Annotated in this window: 11 protein-coding genes and 2 pseudogenes; 9 read left to right on the top strand and 4 right to left on the bottom strand. The window is 47.4% G+C overall.

Annotated features, from left to right (window positions below):
• Positions 1-553: 553 nt before the first annotated feature.
• The 3 genes and pseudogenes from L5M29_RS14735 to L5M29_RS14720 form a co-directional block, all read right to left on the bottom strand.
• Positions 554-2,337: pseudogene (locus L5M29_RS14735) on the bottom strand (GGDEF domain-containing protein).
• A gap of 45 nt (positions 2,338-2,382) precedes the next feature.
• Positions 2,383-3,411 (bottom strand): annotated as a pseudogene (locus tag L5M29_RS23760) (ABC transporter substrate-binding protein).
• A 678-nt stretch (positions 3,412-4,089) separates the two neighbouring features.
• The gene (locus L5M29_RS14720) at positions 4,090-5,208 is read right to left on the bottom strand and encodes a YwqG family protein (protein ID WP_263168416.1); all 1,119 of its coding nucleotides are present in this window, start codon (positions 5,206-5,208) and stop codon (positions 4,090-4,092) included.
• 216 nt (positions 5,209-5,424) lie between these two features.
• Here L5M29_RS14720 and L5M29_RS14715 point away from each other — a divergent pair, with 216 nt between their 5' ends.
• The 3 genes from L5M29_RS14715 (at position 5,425) to L5M29_RS14705 (ending at position 8,918) form a co-directional block, all read left to right on the top strand.
• The gene (locus L5M29_RS14715) at positions 5,425-6,951 is read left to right on the top strand and encodes a YifB family Mg chelatase-like AAA ATPase (RefSeq protein WP_263168415.1); all 1,527 of its coding nucleotides are present in this window, start codon (positions 5,425-5,427) and stop codon (positions 6,949-6,951) included.
• 112 nt (positions 6,952-7,063) lie between these two features.
• Complete coding sequence (locus L5M29_RS14710) at positions 7,064-7,960, top strand: acyltransferase (RefSeq protein ID WP_212600634.1); 897 nt, start codon at positions 7,064-7,066, stop codon at positions 7,958-7,960.
• Positions 7,961-7,973: 13 nt separating this feature from the next.
• A complete protein-coding gene (locus tag L5M29_RS14705; protein ID WP_263168413.1) occupies positions 7,974-8,918 on the top strand; it encodes an acyltransferase in 945 nt (314 codons plus the stop codon).
• Between the two features lie 7 nt (positions 8,919-8,925).
• Here the strand turns inward: L5M29_RS14705 and L5M29_RS14700 are convergent, their stop codons facing one another.
• Positions 8,926-9,420, bottom strand: a complete 495-nt coding sequence (locus L5M29_RS14700) for a DUF523 domain-containing protein (protein ID WP_263168411.1) — start codon at positions 9,418-9,420, stop codon at positions 8,926-8,928.
• A 300-nt stretch (positions 9,421-9,720) separates the two neighbouring features.
• On the opposite strand from L5M29_RS14700, the gene L5M29_RS14695 reads away from it, so the two are divergent.
• The 6 genes from L5M29_RS14695 (at position 9,721) to L5M29_RS14670 (ending at position 21,594) form a co-directional block, all read left to right on the top strand.
• Positions 9,721-10,488 carry a GntR family transcriptional regulator gene (locus L5M29_RS14695; RefSeq protein ID WP_006084449.1) on the top strand — a complete coding sequence of 256 codons (768 nt, stop codon included), beginning with the start codon at positions 9,721-9,723 and terminating at the stop codon, positions 10,486-10,488.
• A 52-nt stretch (positions 10,489-10,540) separates the two neighbouring features.
• Complete coding sequence (prpB, locus tag L5M29_RS14690) at positions 10,541-11,419, top strand: methylisocitrate lyase (protein WP_006084450.1); 879 nt, start codon at positions 10,541-10,543, stop codon at positions 11,417-11,419.
• Between the two features lie 167 nt (positions 11,420-11,586).
• Positions 11,587-12,714, top strand: coding sequence for a 2-methylcitrate synthase (gene prpC, locus L5M29_RS14685; protein WP_014611487.1), 1,128 nt, complete (start codon positions 11,587-11,589; stop codon positions 12,712-12,714).
• Between the two features lie 80 nt (positions 12,715-12,794).
• Positions 12,795-15,398 (top strand): Fe/S-dependent 2-methylisocitrate dehydratase AcnD, encoded by a 2,604-nt coding sequence (gene acnD, locus L5M29_RS14680; protein WP_263168409.1) that lies wholly within the window; start codon positions 12,795-12,797, stop codon positions 15,396-15,398.
• A gap of 93 nt (positions 15,399-15,491) precedes the next feature.
• Positions 15,492-16,697, top strand: coding sequence for a 2-methylaconitate cis-trans isomerase PrpF (gene prpF, locus L5M29_RS14675; protein WP_263168408.1), 1,206 nt, complete (start codon positions 15,492-15,494; stop codon positions 16,695-16,697).
• Positions 16,698-17,067: 370 nt separating this feature from the next.
• The gene (locus L5M29_RS14670; protein WP_263168462.1) at positions 17,068-21,594 is read left to right on the top strand and encodes an EAL domain-containing protein; all 4,527 of its coding nucleotides are present in this window, start codon (positions 17,068-17,070) and stop codon (positions 21,592-21,594) included.
• The last annotated feature ends 13 nt before the right edge of the window (positions 21,595-21,607 follow it).

Here is a 21,607-nt window from a genome sequence, read left to right as displayed (position 1 = left end):
ACGAGTTATGCGTGACTCCGCTCTCGCAGCCCACGCATAGCGCTAATGCACTTGCATCATTTAAGTAATTTTTTATGTCGAAACGACTGAATATACAGCATTTAATTATTTTACTCGACTCGATGGTATTAGACATCCGAGCGCGGTGGCTTTGATATTGAGCTGCTAGAACGTACATTTAAACCAACAGAATTGACTATGCAGTCGTGGCTTTGCTTAATTGCGTTACGTAAAATACGTCCAGAATGGCAGCATGGATGTCACTCAGAGTGCATCGCTAAATCGACAATAGGCGACAGATTATATCTCATCTGCCGCCTAATATTACCTCACCTTGAGTAATTTTTATCTTAGCGACTTATCTACAGCTGTGTTTCACATAAATGTTATCAATTAGTTAGCATGATTGAGGACGTCTGTGGCGTGGTGATGCTAACCGAATATGTCTCCAATTTTGCAGCATAGCGCCTAGACTCTTGAAGCTCAGTAGCCAATCCAGCAACGTGTTGGGATATCTTGGCGAAAGAGTAAAATCACCTTCAACCGGCTCCCATTAAATCACTTCAACCTCGACTCTATTGCGACCTTTATCCTTAGCGCGATAGAGGCAAACATCGGCGCGGCGTAATACGTCGGCCATCTTAAACCCAGAGATCTTATCTAATGGCAAAAACACGCTGCCAATACTGATCGTCACCACAGCCAACGGAGATACTTGATGGGGAATATTGAGTTGCTCAACGAGATAACACAGTTGCGTAGCAATAGCCGTTAACTGTGCTGGCGTGACCTGCTCGACGACCAAAGCAAACTCTTCACCACCAATGCGAGCCAATAGAGCATTGTGCGGCAGGATATCGCACTGTGCTAAGGCATCAGCCACCCGTTTAAGCACAGTATCGCCTTCAAGATGACCATAAGTGTCGTTGTAGGATTTGAAATAATCGATATCTAACATTAACAATCCCGCTGGAGTGTTAGCTTGTAGCACAGTAGCTAATCTTTCAGTAAAGGGTCGTCTATTAGCTAAGCCAGTTAATTCATCGGTTTCAGCCATCACCTTTAATTGGCTATTCGCGGCAACCAGCGCTTGTTGTAGCACTATCATCTGACGCTCTTTCTGTTCGCGTAGCAGTAACTCGTTCAATGCGGAGGCGAATTGGGTCAGCATATTCTTTTTCTGGGCGTTCCAATTTAATGGCCGCGACACAGTCGACAGCGAGAGCAATCCCAATAACTCCCCAGCATTTTTAATCGCAAAGGCGGCAATCGAACATATCCCCACGGATTTCATTACCTCATATTCCTGTGGTGAAAAGCCTTTAACGCCTCAAGATCCTCAATCACTAAGGTCGATTCCGTCTCGAATTTTTTAGCCAGTTGAGCAATATTATCTACCGAAATCACTTGGACCTTATTTGCGTGTAAGTCACTGGTCCAAAAGCTGCGGTAATAGGCATGCTGCTGATGGAATTCGAGAAGACTCACCCTTTCAACATCAAATAACTGACCTATTTTGTGGCATACCTCAGTTAAGGTTTTATCCACATTGCAGGTATCTATGCTCAAAAATTGCAACGAAATCTCGGCCAACAATTGATTCGACTGCGACTGCCAATCTAATTCTTTAGTTCGTTCTTTGACTAAGTCAGACAATAAATGCTGCTGTTGTTGCAGTGCACGTTGCTGACGTTTATTGATGGCTAAATCATTACGTATCCTTTGATACATACCTTTAAGTGACAATGCCACATGGGCTATTTCATCGGGTCTTGCGGTTACCGTCTCGGGCACAGATAACTTTTTTAACGAGTTAAGATTGATTTTATTAGTGAAATCTTCCAGTGCCGACAATCTATCTGTCACCATGAGTCGCACTAAGGTCAAAATCAAATAAATCATCAATAGGGTCTTTAACCCATTACCAAGCACGATAAAAATCAACTGCCGCCACAGCTCGTAGTAAAGCCGATTGGTATCTAACCCTACGGTCAAAGTCGCTATCGACTGCTCTTGATAGGTCACAGGATAGTGAAATAGAGTTTGCGACTCATCATCGGTTAACAAAGGTTTACCCAGATGCATAGTGACGCCATCGATACTGTCTAAATGTACACTCGACACTAATGGCATCATCCCCAGTCCAGAGAGCAAATCCGATAACAAGCTACGGTCGACGTCCCACAGTGACTTAGCCACGCTTGGCAAAATAGATTCTGAATACTCGCGGATATCCGAAGTCGCATTATCGATACTATCCTGATAGTTCCAAATCAACTGTACCAGCATAGTTAACACAGCAAAAAACGAGCTCACCCCAATAATAATCAGCGTCATCTTGTGGCTAATAGAATGATTACGATGCTTCATGTACACCTGTTATTACGCCTTGAGGGGCAACTTATTCAAAATCTGAGACTGGAAAATCTGTGGCCAATCTCGAGCAACTAACATTTGATAAAATGCCGAATCTGGTTGCAAAACACCGAACAAAGCAACATTGTCATAGGGGAGATATTTTTTATGCTGCTGATAATATTGCAATTCGACCAAACCTAAAGCGCCAACCAAAAAATGCCCGCCACCAATAACACTCACAGAGTGCTGGCGACAAAGCTGTAAAATCTCAGGTGAAGTATTGATCGTACCGACAAATACATCTTTACCAGACACCAAACCTTTTTCCTTCAATGCCTTAAGCACCCCAATCGCCATACGATCACTGGCGGTCCAAATCACATTCAGATCAGGATAACGATTCAGCAGGGTTAACGCTTGCCCATAAGCCACAGCCTCACTCCATTGGCCATAAACCGTTTGAGTCAGAGTGGCATTGGACTGCATAAAGAAATAGTCACTGGCGCCTTGGGTTCGTAGCACTGAAGCAGGCGTCTATTTATCGCCCGAAATCAACAGAACTTTAGCCGCCTTTCCCTCTAAGTCATCCATTAAGGCCTTAGCGGTCGCCGAACCAATAGCGTAATTATCGGGAATAATGGCGGGTAACAAATATTCTTGCCAATGGGGATCTTGCAGCAGGGCATCACGCTCGCCAGGGGAAATATCATTTAAAATCAATTGCACATAGACAGGGTGAGGATAAAGCGCCTGCAGCATTTTTATCGCGGATTGTTTTTCATTAACCAGAATAACGTAATTAGGTAACGCCTTTGCAGAAGCTAACAACTCATCGAGTTGGGTGATCATCTTGAAGTGATTGCGATCGGAATGAATGATATCGAGTTTAATATCGAGTGTCGTCGATGCCGCCAACATCAATTGGTCGACATCTCCCCAAAAACTGTCATCGACAGCCCCAGGATTAAAGAAAACCACATCGAGTTTTGCCCATGCTGCCCCACCAAAACCCGCAGTACAGATAAACACACACGCTAACATCCACGAACGCATAGGCGAGTTCTCCTCGACCATGTTCCCTCAAATGTCATCCTTCACAAGAGGTCACTTTATTATTATCGATTCACAACCTTGTTACCGCATCGCCGCCCAAAATGTTGCTAAAATCGGCAGCAGATGTTTCGATTAAACCACAAAATGATACAAAGTATACTTTATATGCTGACTATTTATTCCGACACCCTGTCTGTATAAGGAGTTCGAGTGGCTCAGTAGCAGAATGTAAGTGGCGGCCTTATGGTCAGTCTTGCGACCTAACCACGGAGAAAATGACGGGGACTTAAAAGGAATACAAGTTAGAACTCAGACGTTAATGCAGCCTGGCGGTCAAGTTGAATCAAGGTCGTGAGGGGTACCATGATTTTCAGTGGAGGGTCAACCAACTGAGACTGTGCAACGATGCCCTCATATAATGGCATAGGTTGACTAATCTCTATTAACTGATTGAAATAATTAAATATAATCATCAAGTGCTCAATCTATTCAGTCGTAATCATTTCTCCTAGAATCAATCATTTATAACTCATATTCATTCAAAGGCACTAAATTGTGCTTGTGACTCTTCTTTTAATCGGTCGCAACATACACCTTCAATCGTCTCGATGTACTCCTATTGCTGTGTAGCCCGCATCGCCAAACAAAAAGGTTGGCAGTAGCCAACCTTTCAATACGCTAATAATCATAAATGCAGTAAATGCGATCGAATTTGCCTAGCGCTAAATCCGCTTGGTGGATAATAAAATTCAACTGCATAGAATGCTCACTGTAGACGACTTTGAACAGTACTAGATAATCTTCGGCATTGCCGCCTAATTCAGCTGCGGCGCGGAGTTCGGGTGCTTTATAGCGGCTATCACCATGGCCATTAATGCTGGCTATCCCATCGAAATAGGGCAGCGGCTGCTCGGGAACGAGCAATTCCTGCAGGTTGGATGACTGCCATTCAGGTAGTGCCGCCCACTGCGCTTGAGTGAAAATCTGCCCGGGAATTAACCCCTGCTTATTCATTTTCATCAGGTCAAAGAAGTAGAGCTGATCTTGCCACTCAGATGCCAATTCGTCATCCACAACCGCTAGGGCCTCCAGCACCATAGCTTGTTGCGGTTCTGGTAGCGCTTGTAAACGTGCCTTGGCTAACTTTACTAAATGCGGGTTGTCACTATTAATCATGTCAGGGGCTATCATCTTAATGCTGGCAATTCCCTGAAGTTGATAAGCCTCTTCATACTCATAGTTTGCACATACCGCATCGTCGAACTTAGGTTCGGCAATCGCTTTTCCAGAGTTCAGTTGTTGATCCTCAGCGACATAATAGACATGGCCGCGAAGCATTTCCGAGAATCGCCAGCGCTCCAAAAAGAACAACAATCGCCCTTCTCGAGGCAAATAAGATTGAAACGCCTTCAGGTCGCTGCAGTTGAGCTGTGCGATAAATTGCATAGGCACACGGAAGGCTTGCGCAGCCTCGTCCCAATCCGAATCTTGCGACCAACAGTAATGCTCCTCGATATACTCGCGAGTGTGGTCGAATTCCTCAGCGTAAGCATCCAGCATCTCCTCCCTTCCGACCAAAGTCACCGGATAATCCATGCCGACAGGCAAATCAGGCAATCCACCCAGTCGGCTGTTACCTAACTGGGCATAGTCTTCGATTGCACTGGGATAGAGATCGACACTACTGCGAATAAACGTAGATAACGTATGGGCAAGATGCGGGTCTTTAAACTGCACCAGCTTTTGCTCGAGCAGCTGCTGACGAATGGGGGAATTTTCTGCTAACAACATATCCATATTTACCTCACGACTCCAATGTTTGCTTTTTATCATTTCTATCAACTATTTGCCATCTTCAAATAAGGTAAATTGCCAAACCTATCACACGATTAGCAAAGCCGGAGTCAACGGCTTGCTAATGAGAAGGGCAACGACCTAGGCGATAGGAAACCCCTCCCATTAATTACTGCTACACTCAAATTCTGCGCGAAATGACCACAAAAGGATTTGTTTATGGCGATTGCCTGCGTCAATACCCGAGCCAGTTGTGGGGTCGAAGCACCCGACGTGACTGTTGAAGTGCATCTCAGTAACGGCTTACCGGCATTTAATCTGGTGGGATTACCCGAAGCTTCGGTAAAAGAAGCCCGTGAGCGAGTACGCAGTGCCTTGATCAATGCGGGATTCGAGTTTCCAATGCGGCGGATAACAGTCAACCTCGCGCCAGCTGATTTACCTAAACAAGGTGGCCGCTACGACTTACCCATCGCCGTGGGCATATTGGCCGCTTCGGAACAGATTCCCATTAACAGTTTAAAAAATATCGAGTTTGTCGGCGAGCTGGCACTGTCAGGGCACATACGTTACTGCCAAGGGTTATTGCCCGCGATTATCGCGGCGAAGCGCCAAGACCATACCTTGGTCTTACCGCTAGATAACCGCCACGATGCAGAGCTAGTCGGCTATCCCAATGTGTTATTTGGTTCGCATCTGCAAAGTCTAGCCGCGTATTTACAAGGGCAAAACCAACTGCCCACACTGGCGCCACAGTTAGAATGGGTAAGCCAAGAGACACCCGAGTCCCATACTTGCCTGAGCGATGTGATTGGCCAATATCAGGCCAAGCAAGCACTCGAAATTGCCGCTGCGGGTAACCACAACCTCTTGATGCTAGGCCCGCCAGGTACTGGCAAGACCATGCTTGCCAGCCGCATGATGGCGCTATTGCCCGCACTCAATTATGAGGAAGCGTTAGAAGTGGCGGCAATTCATTCCGTTGCAGGACTCGACATTAAACCGCAGCATTTTTTACAGCGACCATTTAGGGCACCGCACCACACGAGTTCTTCAATTTCCCTCGTGGGCGGTGGCAGTATCCCAAAACCTGGGGAGATCTCCCTCGCCCATCGCGGTGTATTATTCTTGGATGAAGTGGCTGAATTTCCGCGTAAAGTCTTAGATTGCCTGCGCGAACCGATGGAAACCGGCGAAGTAGTGATTTCCCGCGCCGCCGCTAAGCTGACATTTTTAAGTCGATTCCAATTAATCGCAGCGATGAATCCTAGCCCTAGTGGCGACTTGGATAGCCATCATAGATCCAGCCCAGAACAAATCCAACGTTACCTTTCGCGGCTTTCAGGTCCGTTTCTCGATCGTTTCGACTTGACCATAGAAGTGCCCAAACTTCCCGCGGGCACCTTGACTCAAGCCGCGCCGCAGACAGAAACCAGCCAAGATATCGCCAAACGAGTGAAGCTGGCGCGTGAGCTACAACTCGCCCGTGCTGGTGTGCTCAATAGCGAACTTACAGGGAAACAATTGAAACGCTTCAGCGGGCTCAGTGATGCTGATTTAGTATTTTTGGAGCAAAGCGTGGTCAAGCTTGGCCTATCTGTTCGCAGTTTTCATCGTATACAAAGAGTCGCCCGCACGATTGCCGATCTGGAACAAGTGCCTAACACAGAACGCCGTCATCTTGCCCAAGCACTGGGTTATCGTGCTATGGATAGGTTGCTGGCACGACTATCCCAGCAATATTGAGTCAGCCACTTTACAGTGAAGATGAACAAATGCACCGACCAGCAGTGCCTAAGATTGAGCCAAACGCCTACACCGAGTAACATAGGCCTCCAATTTTTGTCAGGGGGCTCGGATGGGAATGCTGTTTTCACAGATAAAAGGCTGTATTGCATTTTTAGGTTACGTTATAAATACCGTCTTTTGGACTATCCCAATCGTGTTAATCAGTTTTATAAAACTGATACCTATCAGTCCATTAAGGACTGCGACTAGTCATGTGCTCGACTTTTGTGCCAGTGCTTGGATCAGCGTCAATGGCGTGATTGAGCGTTGCTTGCATCCCGTTAAAATAGAACTGAGTGGTGACACCGACTTTTCCACTAAAGAGTGGTATATGGTGATTGCCAACCACCAGTCTTGGGTCGATATCCTGATCCTGCAGCGGATTTTTAACCGAAAAATCCCTTTCTTAAAGTTTTTCCTCAAGCAAGAGCTGATTTTTGTGCCTGTATTAGGCCTAGCTTGGTGGGCACTCGATTTTCCTTTTATGCGTCGTTATAGCACGGCACAGTTGCGTAAGAATCCTAAGTTAAAGGGCAAAGACATTGAAATTACACGTAAAGCCTGTACTAAGTTTAAGGCTAAGCCTGTGAGTGTGATGAACTTTGTCGAAGGCACGCGCTTCAGCAAGGCTAAGCATCAAAAACAAAACTCACAGTTCCAACATTTGCTAAAACCTAAAGCGGGCGGCATGGCCTTCGCGCTATCAGCCATGGGTGAACAGATCCACAAGCTAGTCGATGTCTCCATTTACTACCCAGACGCAGTACCGAGCTATTGGGACTACCTGACAGGCAAGTTGCCAAGCGTTAAAGTACACATCAAGGTCTCCGATATTGATCCTGCAATGCGCGGTGATTATATGAATGACCGCGATTTTAAAATTGGCTTCCAAGAACAACTGAATCAACTCTGGCTCACTAAGGATCAAGTGTTAAGCCAACTCGCTAGCCAAGCGAATAAAGAATAAAGGTAACGCCACTATGTTGAATTTCCTGCCTGGTTCAGTGTTGTTTATGCTGAGCTTAAGCTTGCTGATCATTAATACCGCCGTTTGGGGCTCGCTTATCAGCATTGGCGGATTAGTGAAACTTGTGATGCCAGCACAAGGTGCGCGCAATGCGGTGACTACGGTCATGAACCGTTTTATGTGGGCTTGGGCCTGCTGCAACGGTGGCATCTTGTATTTGATCGCTAAAATTGAGTGGGATGTCAAAGGGCTCGAAGGACTCGATAAAAACAGCTGGTATTTACTGATCAGTAACCACCTCAGTGGATTCGATATCGCCGCGCAAACTTACGTGTTACGTAACCACATCCCTATGCTGAAGTTCTTCCTCAAAAAAGAACTCGCCTATGTGCCTATCATGGGCCTAGGATGTTGGGCGCTGGATATGCCATTTATGAATAGAACCAGCCCAGCAAAACTTAAAAAGAATCCAAAGCTTAAGGGCAAAGATTTAGCGACCACACGCCGCGCCTGTGCCAAGTTTAGCAATATGCCCACCTCAATCATTAACTATGTTGAAGGCAGCCGTTTTACCCAAGATAAACATCAGCGCCAAAACTCGCCTTATCAACATTTGTTACGTCCTAAAGCGGGTGGTATCGCCTTTACCTTATCAGCCATGGGCGAACAATTTACTAACCTGCTGGATATGACAATCGTCTACCCAGATGCGCCTGAAGATATTCTGTTTGGGGTGATGAATGGTAAGGTCAGTAAAATTATTGTGCGAATTAACGCCCTGCCCGTGCCTCAGGTAGATGCGGCACGTTATTTCTCTGAATCTGAGTACCGTGTCGAATTCCAACGCTGGTTAAACCAAGTGTGGGCGGAAAAAGATCAACAAATCCATGCTTTACTCCAAACACATCAAAGTGTGAACAATAAGGCCACCAGCACTAATCACACTCAAGCAAGCTAGCTCGTCCCTAGTTTTGCTCTAGTTCAGCAACGCCTGCCGCTGCAGCGGATAATTCCAATTCATTGAATACGGTTATTCCTGCGGCGCTGAGTTTTTCAGCTGTTAATCCTTGTCCCGCAATTAACTGTTTTACAAATTGACCATCGTAAATCTGCCTATTACCACAGGATGGACTGCGGGCTTTTAAAATCGCCACTTTAATCCCGTGTTGCTGCGCCAGCTTAAGCGCGAGATCGGCTCCCAGACTAAAAGCGTGGGTCATATCCTCACCTTGGGCAGTTAAGATGCGCTGTCCAAACCGCTCCGCTGGCGGTCTAGGTGTTGGCAAACCGCCTGCACATTCGGGACAAATCGCCACAATCCGCCCTTGCTCGAGCCACGTTTGCACCAGCTCGCTCTCCATCAAGTTATGGCCACCGTCGTAGCGCACCGCTTGTCCGAGTAAACAACTGCTCACTAACACTTTTTCCACTGTCATCCCCAAATGTCTCATTCCGCCCATAGCATAACGCGAAGGATAAACATGCCAAATGCATTTGGACGATTTCCCCCAAAACCATCAACATCCGCAACGAGGTTGGAAGGTTAAAACCACTCCATTGTTGACAATTTAATATTTAAATATTCATAACATAAAATATTAATAACGAGATAATCAAAATAAAATGATAAAAATCAACAATAAAAACAGAAATCCATTGAAATATAGACTTACGTCTAAGTAAACACATTGTTGACAATCCACCAAGGGAGGGCTATTTTTTACCCATTGTCGACAATCCTATTAATAGTGATGCGCTCTATGTTGAAGCAAGACACGACGTTCGTTTCTGATGACACTCAAGTTCCCCACCTGCACAAGGTCAAATCGACCTCGGCAGATAAGACGTCGACCACATTAGCCGATCAAATTTTGGTGCAGATCCAAACCAGCATCATCAAGGGCGAACTGCCTGCGGGCAGCAAGATTAACGAGCAAGCACTGGCCGAAAAATACGGCATCAGCCGCGGCCCGACCCGCGAAGCACTGCAAACCTTAGAAAGACAACGTTTAGTGGTGCGTGCGCCCCATGTTGGTGCCCGCGTCGCCCAACTGACGGTGAGTGAACTTAACGATTTATATCAACTACGTAGCGTACTTGAAGGCATGGCCTGCGAACTCGCCGCCAGCCGTATTACCCCAGAACAATTAGCCAAGCTAGAAGATCTGCTCGCAACGCAAGAAGCGGCGCTCGCCAAGGGCGATACTTACTTCCAAGAGGAAGGCGATGTCGACTTCCACTACCAAATTATTCAAGCCAGCGGTAACAAGCATCTGCAGGAAACCTTAGTCGGCGGCCTGTATCACTTGCTGCGTATGTATCGCTACCAGTGCACTAATAAAAATCGCCCCGTGAAAGCGATTGCCGAACACAGACGCATAGTCGAAGCCATTGCCCAGCGCGATGGTGAGTTGGCAAGTTTGCTGATGCGCCGCCATATCGAACAGGGGCGTAAAAATACCGAATTACGCTTAATTGAATTGCAAGCCAATGCAGCCGCAAAAGAAACCTTAGCCAACATTAGCTAAGTTCTTACGGCTCAATATGCCCACTTCCCATAAAATGGAAAAGGATAAAACCATGACCCAAAGCGCAGGATTACGTTTTCGCCAAGCTCTTGCTAAGGCCAAACCGTTACAAATCGTTGGCACCACCAATGCCTATTTTGCCTTAATGGCAGAACAAACAGGCTTCCAAGCCTTGTATCTTTCGGGCGCTGGCGTTGCCAATGCTTCCTACGGTTTGCCTGACTTGGGCATGACCTCAATGAATGACGTGCTGATTGATGCCGGCCGCATCACCTCTGCCACGCAAGTGCCTTTATTGGTCGATATCGATACTGGCTGGGGCGGCGCATTCAACATTGCTCGTACCATCAAAGAATTCGAAAAAATCGGCGTCGCTGCTGTGCACATGGAAGACCAAGTGTCGCAAAAGCGTTGCGGCCATAGACCCAACAAAGCAGTCGTGAGCATTGAAGAAATGGTCGATCGCATTAAAGCGGCCGTCGATGCCCGTACCGATCCTAACTTTGTGATCATGGCGCGTACCGATGCGGTCGCCGTGGAAGGTTTAGAAGCGGGTATTGAACGTGCTCAAGCGTATATCGCCGCCGGCGCCGACATGATCTTCGCCGAAGCCTTAACTGAGCTAGACCAATATCGCCATTTTAAAGCACAGGTAAAAGCACCGATTTTGGCGAACATGACTGAATTTGGTCAAACCCAATTGTTCAATAAAGAAGAACTCGCCGAGGCGGGTGCCGACATGGTGCTCTACCCACTCGGTACTTTCCGTGCAGCCAACCAAGCCGCACTGAACGTCATGCAAGCGCTGATGAATGATGGTCATCAACGCAACGTGCTAGACACTATGCAGACCCGTAAAGACTTGTATAAATACTTGGGCTACCACGCCTTTGAAGACAAGTTAGATCAACTGTTCAGCCAAGATAAATAACCGAAAAGCTGCAACCCTACAGGGTTTGGCGTTAAAACAGATTTAGCGTTAAACAAATTACATAAAAAGTGCAGCCTTAACCAATAAATGTCGGCGAATAAGTGCTCTGAAATGAGCACTGAAATCCGCCAGCAATAACCAAACAGAGTTAACGGAAGGGAAGGATTATGTCAGAAGCTAAAAAACTAAGCGGTGCAGGATTACGTGGCCAGAGCGCAGGCGAAACCGCATTGAGCACAGTGGGCGTGTCAGGCTCGGGCCTAACGTACCGCGGTTATGATGTGAAAGATCTCGGTGAAAATGCCACCTTCGAAGAAGTCGCCTACCTTATTCTTTACGGCGAGCTGCCCACTCAAGCCCAACTTGATGCCTACAAAACCAAACTCAAAGGCCTTCGCGGTCTGCCGCAAGCATTAAAAGAAGTATTGGAGCGCATTCCAGCCGACACTCATCCTATGGATGTGATGCGTACTGGCTGCTCTATGCTAGGCAACTTAGAAGCCGAGCACAGCTTTAGCGAACAGAGTGAAATTACCGACCGTTTACTCGCCGCGTTCCCATCGATCATCTGTTACTGGTATCGCTTTAGCCACGATGGCGTGCGTATTGATACTGAAACCGATGACGATCAAATTGGCGCACACTTCCTGCACTTGTTACATGGTAAAGCGCCGTCGGCACTGCATGCTAAAGTGATGGACGTATCGTTAATTCTTTATGCAGAACATGAATTTAACGCATCAACCTTTACCGCTCGCGTATGTGCTTCCACCCTGTCAGATATGCATTCGTGCGTCACAGGGGCGATTGGTTCACTGCGCGGTCCGCTGCATGGCGGCGCAAACGAAGCGGCGATGGAACTCATTCAAGATATGAAAGATGAAGCCGATGCGCGCGACATCTTAATGGGCAAACTCGAGCGTAAAGATAAGATCATGGGCTTCGGCCACGCAATTTACCGCGACAGCGATCCACGTAACGCCATCATCAAAGAATGGTCAGAAAAACTGGCGGCTGCCAACGGTGACGACCGCCTATATCGAGTATCAGTTGCCTGCGAAGCCCTGATGTGGGAACAGAAAAAACTCTTCTGTAATGCTGACTTCTTCCACGCCAGCGCGTACCACTACATGGATATTCCGACTAAGTTGTTTACGCCAATCTTCGTGTGTTCACGCGTCACAGGCTGGGCGGCGCACGTGATGGAGCAACGATCTAACAACCGCATCATCCGCCCGAGTGCCGATTATGTGGGCGTGGCACCGCGCAAAGTGGTACCGATTGCCAACCGTTAAGCAAAATTGACCACACTTGGCGCGAGATTTCACTCAATGTAAGTCTCGCGCCAAATTCATTTTCCGAAATGGATGATGTTATGAGCACTGCTATGAATACCCAATATCGCAAGCCCTTACCCGGCACTCAACTCGATTACTTCGATACCCGCGAAGCCGTAGAAGCCATTCAAGCTGGCTCGTATGCCAAGCTACCTTACACCTCGCGCGTTTTAGCCGAAAACTTAGTCCGTCGCTGCGATCCGGCCGTTTTGACCGACTCGCTAAAACAGATTATCGAATCTAAGCAAGAACTGGATTTCCCTTGGTTTCCTGCCCGCGTGGTCTGCCATGATATTTTGGGGCAAACCGCTTTAGTTGACCTTGCAGGTCTGCGTGACGCTATTGCCGCTAAGGGTGGCGATCCCGCCAAAGTGAACCCTGTTGTACCAACACAATTAATTGTGGATCACTCACTCGCTGTCGAATTTGGTGGGTTTGATAAAGACGCCTTCGCCAAAAACCGCGCCATCGAAGACAGACGCAACGAAGACAGATTCCACTTTATTAATTGGACGCAAAAAGCCTTTAAAAACATTGATGTTATCCCTCAGGGTAACGGCATCATGCACCAAATTAACTTAGAGCGTATGTCGCCTGTAGTGCATTCACGCAATGGCGTGGCCTTCCCTGATACCTTAGTTGGCACCGATAGCCACACGCCGCACGTTGATGCGCTCGGCGTTATCGCCATAGGTGTCGGTGGCTTAGAAGCCGAAAGCGTCATGCTAGGGCGCGCATCCTATATGCGTCTACCGGACATTATCGGTGTCGAGCTCACGGGCAGACCACAGCCAGGCATTACGGCTACCGATATCGTATTAGCCTTGACCGAGTTTCTACGCGCACAAAAAGTCGTCTCCTCTTATTTAGAGTTCTTCGGTAAGGGCGCAGCGGCGCTGACATTAGGCGATCGCGCCACGATTTCGAACATGACACCTGAGTTTGGTGCTACTGCGGCCATGTTCTACATCGACCAGCAAACCTTAGATTATTTGACCTTAACTGGCCGCGAAGCCGAGCAAGTTAAACTGGTTGAAACCTATGCCAAAACCGCAGGTTTGTGGGCCGACAGCTTGACCGAAGTGCACTATCCACGCGTACTGCATTTTGATTTATCTTCGGTGGTGCGCACCATTGCAGGGCCATCAAACCCACATGCACGGGTGCCAACATCAGAATTGGCTGAGCGCGGAATTAGCGGCGTAGTCGAAAACGAGCCCGGCTTAATGCCCGATGGCGCTGTGATTATCGCGGCGATTACCAGCTGTACTAATACTAGTAACCCACGCAACGTGATTGCTGCAGGTCTCATTGCCCGCAACGCCAACGCTAAAGGCTTAAGCCGCAAACCTTGGGTCAAAACCTCACTCGCCCCCGGCTCAAAAGCTGTGCAGTTGTATTTGGAAGAAGCCAAGCTATTACCTGAACTTGAACAACTCGGCTTTGGCATTGTTGGTTTTGCCTGCACGACGTGTAACGGTATGAGTGGCGCGCTGGATCCTGTGATTCAAAAAGAAGTGATCGACCGCGACTTGTACGCTACCGCAGTGTTATCGGGTAACCGCAACTTCGATGGCCGTATTCATCCCTATGCAAAACAAGCTTTCTTAGCATCGCCGCCATTGGTCGTCGCCTACGCGATTGCAGGCACCATACGTTTCGATATCGAAAAGGATGTGTTGGGATTAGATAAAGACGGCAACCCCGTCAAACTTATCGACATTTGGCCATCGGATGAAGAAATCGATGCCGTGATTGCGACCAGTGTTAAACCTGAGCAGTTCCGTAAAGTGTACGAGCCCATGTTCGATTTAGCCGTCGATTACGGCGAAAAAATCAGCCCGCTGTACGATTGGCGTCCGCAATCTACTTATATTCGTCGCCCACCTTACTGGGAAGGCGCATTGGCCGGAGAGCGCACGTTAAAAGGCATGCGACCACTGGCGGTGCTGGGTGACAACATCACCACGGACCATTTATCGCCTTCTAACGCCATTATGATGGACAGCGCCGCAGGCGAATATCTGCACAAAATGGGCTTGCCGGAGGAAGACTTTAACTCCTACGCCACCCACAGGGGGGATCACTTAACCGCCCAACGCGCAACCTTTGCCAATCCTAAGCTTAAAAACGAAATGGCGCTGGTTGATGGCAAAGTGCAACAAGGCTCACTGACGCGTATCGAGCCAGAAGGTCAAGTGACCCGTATGTGGGAAGCGATTGAAACCTATATGGAACGTAAGCAGCCGCTGATCATCATAGCGGGCGCAGATTACGGCCAAGGTTCGTCCCGCGACTGGGCTGCCAAAGGCGTGCGTTTAGCGGGCGTTGAGGCCATTGTTGCCGAAGGTTTCGAGCGCATTCATCGCACTAACTTAGTCGGTATGGGCGTGTTGCCACTTGAATTTAAAGCGGGCGACAATCGTGCAACTTATGGAATAGATGGCACAGAAGTGTTCGATGTCCTCGGCACGCCAGCGCCAAGAGCGGATTTGACTGTCGTCATCACCCGTAAAAACGGGGAGCGCATCGAAGTGCCGGTGACGTGTCGTCTCGATACCGCCGAAGAGGTGTCTATCTACGAGGCGGGCGGCGTATTGCAGCGTTTTGCTCAGGACTTTTTAGAGTCGAATCTGAAGTAAAACTCGCTTTCAACAGGTGGCGACTCCACACGTGAATCGCCACCTTTGATAGCAACGCTAACCTGTATCGCTATTCCCCTTGGAGTTAATAGCATGAGTAAGAATTTTTTCCCGCCACAAATCAAAGTCGCCGCGACTTATATGCGCGGCGGCACCAGCAAGGGCGTGTTTTTCCGTCTGCAGGATTTACCTAAGGCCGCACAAGTTGCAGGTGCCGCCCGTGATGCCTTGTTACTGCGAGTGATAGGCAGCCCAGACGCTTACGGTAAACAAATCGATGGCATGGGCGGAGCAACCTCGAGCACCAGCAAAACCGTGATCCTCTCCCCTAGCACCCAAACCGATCACGATGTCGATTACCTCTTTGGCCAAGTGGCTATCGACAAGCCCTTTGTCGATTGGAGCGGTAACTGTGGCAACTTGACCGCCGCTGTCGGTGCCTTTGCCATCAGCAATGGCTTAATTGATACGGCCCGCATTCCACAGAATGGCATCTGCACAGTCCGAATATGGCAAGCCAACATAGGCAAAACGATTATCGCCCATGTGCCAATCACCCAGGGTGAAGTGCAAGAAACCGGTGATTTTGAGCTCGATGGTGTGACCTTTCCCGCCGCCGAAGTGCAAATCGAATTTATGAACCCCGCCGCCGATGAAGACGGTGAAGGGGGCAACATGTTCCCTACGGGTAATGTTGTCGATGTGCTAGAAGTGCCGGGCATTGGCAGCTTTAACGCTACTATGATCAACGCTGGCATTCCCACCATTTTTATCAACGCAGAAGACTTAGGCTACACAGGCACTGAGCTACAGGATGATATTAATAGCGACAATGCCGCCCTTGCCAAATTTGAAACCATTCGCGCCTATGGCGCCGTGCATATGGGCTTGATTTCGCATATTGATGAAGCAGTTGCACGCCAACACACGCCTAAGATCGCCTTTGTCGCTAAACCTAAAGCCTATGTGTCATCGAGCGGTAAAACCGTCAATGCAGATGAAATTGACCTACTGGTACGCGCCTTGTCGATGGGCAAACTGCACCACGCTATGATGGGCACGGCTGCCGTTGCGATTGGTACGGCGGCGGCAATTCCCGGCACTTTAGTCAACTTAGCCGCAAGCGGTGGAGACACTCACAAAACGATAGATGCTGTACGTTTCGGCCATCCCTCTGGCACCTTGCGCGTTGGCGCCGAGGCAAACTTAGTGAATGGTGAATGGACAGTCGTCAAAGCCATTATGAGCCGCAGCGCCCGGGTACTGATGGAAGGTTTTGTGCGGGTGCCCGCTGCGTAACTTTATCTAAGTAAAACAGTTCAACCAAAGACCTTGCTTCTCCCCTTCCGGCAAGGTCTTTTTTCTATTCTCGCCCATCATTTTAATCTGCTTCGCCCGTATTTGTCTTAGCATGATATGTTGACATACCTGAAACAATGCTAAGATCCTTTAGCAAAAACGCCAGAATACAAACTCGTCATAAAAAGAATATTGGCAGTAAAACGGTACAGTTAATATATTGCATGATCTATTACAGAATCGCGCCCATCGATTTTGGTTATTTTTAAACCAAGTCAGCAATTTAAGTCGCATTTTTACAGCAAAATGGCATGTAAGGTCTAGGCTAAGAACTAAACTAAATAGAAACCTAATCAGGATGGGTCCGTTTTTGGTAGGGGAAAATTTGAGTCAACTAATCCACAAGCTAATGTTTAGTACGCTTTTTATCCTAAGTTTGTGGGGGATCTCGTGCAATGGATTAGCTCAACCATTGAGCGCGGCTTCCACACAGCTCAAATTTGAACATATTCGCAGTGAAGATGGCCTTACCCAAAATACGATTACTAGCCTGTTTATGGATAATGCAGGTATGTTATGGATTGGCACTCAAGATGGTTTGCATGCTTATAACGGTCACAGCTTCAATATTTTCCCCCATTCACCCAATGATCCGAGGAGTATTTCTGAGAGCTATGTCTCTGACATTATTCAAGACTCAGAAGGTAATATCTGGGTTTCGACTTTCAGCCAAGGGGTAAATCGACTCGATTTGAGCACAGGGACCTTTGAACACTTTGGCCAAGAACAAGGGCTTACCGATCCGCGCACAACCAAACTCAGCGTTGTAGGCAATACACTCTGGATTGGTACTAAAGCAGGACTATTTTCCCTATCGACCAAAACCAAACGCATTACCCAAGTGAACTTAGGTAATAGTGTTCAACCCCACATCACCAGCTTAGCCAATGTTGAAGACACTTACCTGCTGGCAGGAACACAAGATAGCGGCACCTTTGCTGTCAGTGCCAATACTATCACTCGCTTAAATGTCCCGCAGAATCTCACTGCACATCAAATTAGGGCACATTCCGCTAATGCGATCACCTTAGCTCTGGGTGGGCAATTATGGCATTACAACTTGGCGTCACAACAGGGCGAAATCCTCTGGCAGACAGACGATAATGTGCCTTACATTAAAGATTTTATCCAAACTGAGCAGGGTGACTTTTGGGTTGTTGGGCCAGAAGCTGGTCTCATTCAACTCGAGAGAAACGATAAGGCATTTACTGCGACCTACCACAGGTATGATCCTAAGCGTACCAACAGTATCAGTGAAAATAACATGCTGAGCTTACTGCAAGATCCCTTTGGCAATTTATGGTTAGGTGCCAGTTATTCTGGTCTAGATAAAATTAATACCCGTCGTCAATATTTTCAGCATATTTACGAATCCATCCCCAACCTGTCGCAACAAAGTAACAACATTCGCACCTTGTTCCGCAGCCAAGATAATGCGCTATGGATAGGCACCGAAGGTGCTGGGCTTAAACGCATGTTGGCCAATGGGAAATATGAACACTACACGGAACTCTTTGCTAATGCCTTAGGGATGCATCAACGCAACTTGAATCTTACCCTGCGAGATATCGACCAAGACAAAAATGGCGTGCTTTGGTTTGCCACTAACTATGGGCTAGGTCGACTGGCGCTAGATGGCCACTTCCAGTTACTCAAGGTGACAGAACGTACTGATCAAGGCTCAGAAACCAATTATATCCGTAGTTTAGATATTGATGAGCAAGGTCGCCTCTGGGTGGCAACAACCAATGCTCTCTACCGTAAGGCGATAGATACCGATGAATTTACTTTTATCTCATTGGCACATATTGATAATTTCTATCCGGCACAAAACCAGTTTTTAATCCTCAGAACACACAAAGATACGCTATGGATAGGTACACTCGATGGCCTCCTTAAGCTGGATATGAAAACAGGCACAGGTAAATCCTACTTCCATCAATCCTCAGACAAAAACAGCCTGATCAACAACCGCGTCCGCGATATTTTAGTCACAAAATCGGGCGAGGTATGGTTTGCCACCCATGGTGGGATCAGCAAGTTACCGTCCCAAGAGACTGATGCAGGTTTTAGCCACTATACCCGCAATCAGGGATTACCAAGTGATACCATCTATGCCTTACTCGAGGATCAAGAACACAACATTTGGTTTAGTAGTAATGCGGGGATAGGAAAACTAAACCCCAAAACCAATCGTGTCATCATATTTAATGAGCAAGAAGGGCTACAAGCACTGGAGTTTAACGGTGGCGTAAAACTTGAAGACAGCGATGGCGATCTCTGGTTTGGTGGCATTAATGGCATAAATCGTTTCAATCCAAAGTCAATTCCAGATCAACGACCCGATGTTAAAGTCGCACTCACTGGCTATAGTATTGCGGGTAAAGGGCACACTATTCTCGATTTGAGCCATCCACCTAGCATAGTAATGGACTATAGCGATCAGCTGATCAGTTTTGAGGTGACCTCATTGGATTTCAGCTATACGGGTAAAAACCGCTTCAGCTATTTTCTTGAGGGATTTGATAACGAGTGGCATGAGCTCCCCACAGGTAATGAAATCACCTTCACCAATATTAATCCTGGTCACTACCAACTGCATGTTCGCCATGGGCTGCAATACAACACTCAAGGTGACTACGCCCTTTCTGTCGATCTTCATGTACAAGCGCCCTTCTATCGAACTCAGTTCGCCTACGCCCTCTATAGCTTGCTCTCTCTATGGCTGTTGGCTTGGATCATTATCTGGCGTAAAAGAAAACGCCAGCAACAGCGCGAATTTGAAACCAGTATCCGCGCCTCAGAGGAGCGACTCAAACTTGCACTTTGGGCCTCTGGCGATGGCATGTGGGACTGGAACATACCAGAAAATCGCGTCTATCGTACCAATATGGATTCTTCAGTCCCCCATTGGAATAGCAGCAATATAGCCCATGAGAGCATGCACTCAGAGGATAGAGAAAGATTCAAATTTGAGCTTAACGAACACCTTCAAGGTCGTTCGCCTTTCTTCGAAGCAGAGTACCGAGTCGAACGTTCCCCCGGTAATTGGGTATGGATTTTAGACCGCGGTAAAGTGGTGGAAAAAGATAGCCTAGATAATCCGATCCGCATGACAGGGACCAACCGTAACATTACCTCGCGCAAACTGATTGAAAACGAGTTGGTACTGTCATCACAAGTGCTCAACAGTATGAACGAAGCCGTTGTAGTGGGAGGATTAAACTATCGAATTCGTTCGGTCAACCCAGCATTTTGTGCCATTACAGGGTACACAGAACGCCAAATAACCGACAGGCATTTCATTCACTTAGCCTTTAGTCGCCAACAGCGGGAGTTGTTCAATACGATTGAACAACAGCTACTGCGTCACAAACATTGGGTCGGAGAACTGTGGATCCGCAATAAACAACGTCAGGCCATTTTAGTCTGGCTTGAGATCAACCAAGTGATCGATATCAAAGGCGAAACCAGTCACTTCGTTGCAGTATTTACCGACATCACAGAGCGAAAAAAAGCCGAAGAAGATCTGCGTTTCCTCGCCAGCTTCGACACATTAACTGGCTTACCGAACCGAACCTTATTTCAAGACAGACTCAATCACGCGATTACTCAAGCGCACAGAGCGAATAATATCGTTGCCTTGCTGTTCTTAGACCTCGACCGCTTTAAACATATCAACGACTCTATGGGTCATCATGTCGGGGATTTGTTACTGAAAGCCGTGGCAAGACGACTGCAAAATGCGGTGCGTGATGGCGATACTGTCGCACGCTTAGGTGGCGATGAATTTACTATTATTTTAGAAGGTGTTGCGAAAACAAAAGCCGCAACCCTGATCTCAGAAAAAGTGCTCAGAGCATTCCAAACGCCCTTCCTATTGGACGATAAAACGCTGACCATCTCGACCTCAATTGGTATCAGCTTATACCCTAACGATGCGGACAATGCCGACTCACTGATTAAATTTGCAGATACCGCCATGTACCACGCAAAATCATCAGGTCGAAATAACTTTCAGTTTTATACCTCTAAGTTAAATGAAATCGCCACCCGTCATGTACAACTCGAAAGTGGTTTAAAGGAAGCTATCCAACGCAAAGAACTAAGCTTGGTTTATCAACCTAAATTCTGTTTACGAGATGGTTCACTCACAGGACTGGAAGCACTTTTACGTTGGTATCACACTGAACTTGGTCCTATTTCACCTGTGGAATTTATTCCACTCGCGGAAGAAACGGGTATCATCACTCAAATTGGCCATTGGGTGATCAACCACGCCTGCCAGCAATTAGCCGAATGGAATAGCCTAGGATTTAACGGGATCACTATTGCCGTCAACCTATCGGCTCGCCAACTGAAAGCGGACATTATCTCCACCATCGAAGTTGCTTTAGCCGTATCAGGTCTCCCGGCTCAATCCCTTGAGCTTGAGCTTACTGAATCAATGATCATGGGCAATCCGCAGGAATCGGTCAGCATCTTATCTAAACTCAAGGCCCTAGGATTGACCATAGCCGTGGATGATTTTGGTACGGGTTATTCGAGCCTAAGCTATCTCAAACGCTTCCCGATAGACACACTCAAAATCGATCGAGAATTTGTCAGAGACATCACCAACGATCCCGACGATGCCGCCATCACCAGCGCCATTATTGCCCTCGCTCACAGCTTAGAACTGAATGTCGTCGCCGAAGGCGTAGAGACCCAAGAACAGCTCAACTTCTTGGCGATGCAGGGTTGCGATCAAGTACAAGGTTTCTTACTCAGTAAACCCTTAAATGCCGAAGATTGTTTAACCTTACTCAAAAATCAATCTAAGCCACAGCCACTTTGATTTAAGGCATTAT

The organism is Shewanella sp. SM95 (genome assembly GCF_025653595.1).
Classification (GTDB): Bacteria; Pseudomonadota; Gammaproteobacteria; order Enterobacterales; family Shewanellaceae; genus Shewanella; species Shewanella oncorhynchi.
The sequence above is the reverse complement of the archived record's forward strand: the minus strand, read 5'-3'. Positions and strand labels throughout refer to the sequence as shown.

What these genes read in the sequence shown, in the direction of transcription:
- L5M29_RS14710 (WP_212600634.1), top strand. Translation starts at nt 7,064, where the DNA reads ATGGGAATGCTGTTTTCACAGATAAAAGGCTGTATTGCATTTTTAGGT.
- L5M29_RS14700 (WP_263168411.1), bottom strand. Translation starts at nt 9,420, where the DNA reads ATGGGCGGAATGAGACATTTGGGGATGACAGTGGAAAAAGTGTTAGTG.
- L5M29_RS14695 (WP_006084449.1), top strand. Translation starts at nt 9,721, where the DNA reads ATGTTGAAGCAAGACACGACGTTCGTTTCTGATGACACTCAAGTTCCC.
- prpB (WP_006084450.1), top strand. Translation starts at nt 10,541, where the DNA reads ATGACCCAAAGCGCAGGATTACGTTTTCGCCAAGCTCTTGCTAAGGCC.
- L5M29_RS14705 (WP_263168413.1), top strand. Translation starts at nt 7,974, where the DNA reads ATGTTGAATTTCCTGCCTGGTTCAGTGTTGTTTATGCTGAGCTTAAGC.
- L5M29_RS14715 (WP_263168415.1), top strand. Translation starts at nt 5,425, where the DNA reads ATGGCGATTGCCTGCGTCAATACCCGAGCCAGTTGTGGGGTCGAAGCA.
- L5M29_RS14720 (WP_263168416.1), bottom strand. Translation starts at nt 5,208, where the DNA reads ATGGATATGTTGTTAGCAGAAAATTCCCCCATTCGTCAGCAGCTGCTC.
- acnD (WP_263168409.1), top strand. Translation starts at nt 12,795, where the DNA reads ATGAGCACTGCTATGAATACCCAATATCGCAAGCCCTTACCCGGCACT.
- prpC (WP_014611487.1), top strand. Translation starts at nt 11,587, where the DNA reads ATGTCAGAAGCTAAAAAACTAAGCGGTGCAGGATTACGTGGCCAGAGC.
- prpF (WP_263168408.1), top strand. Translation starts at nt 15,492, where the DNA reads ATGAGTAAGAATTTTTTCCCGCCACAAATCAAAGTCGCCGCGACTTAT.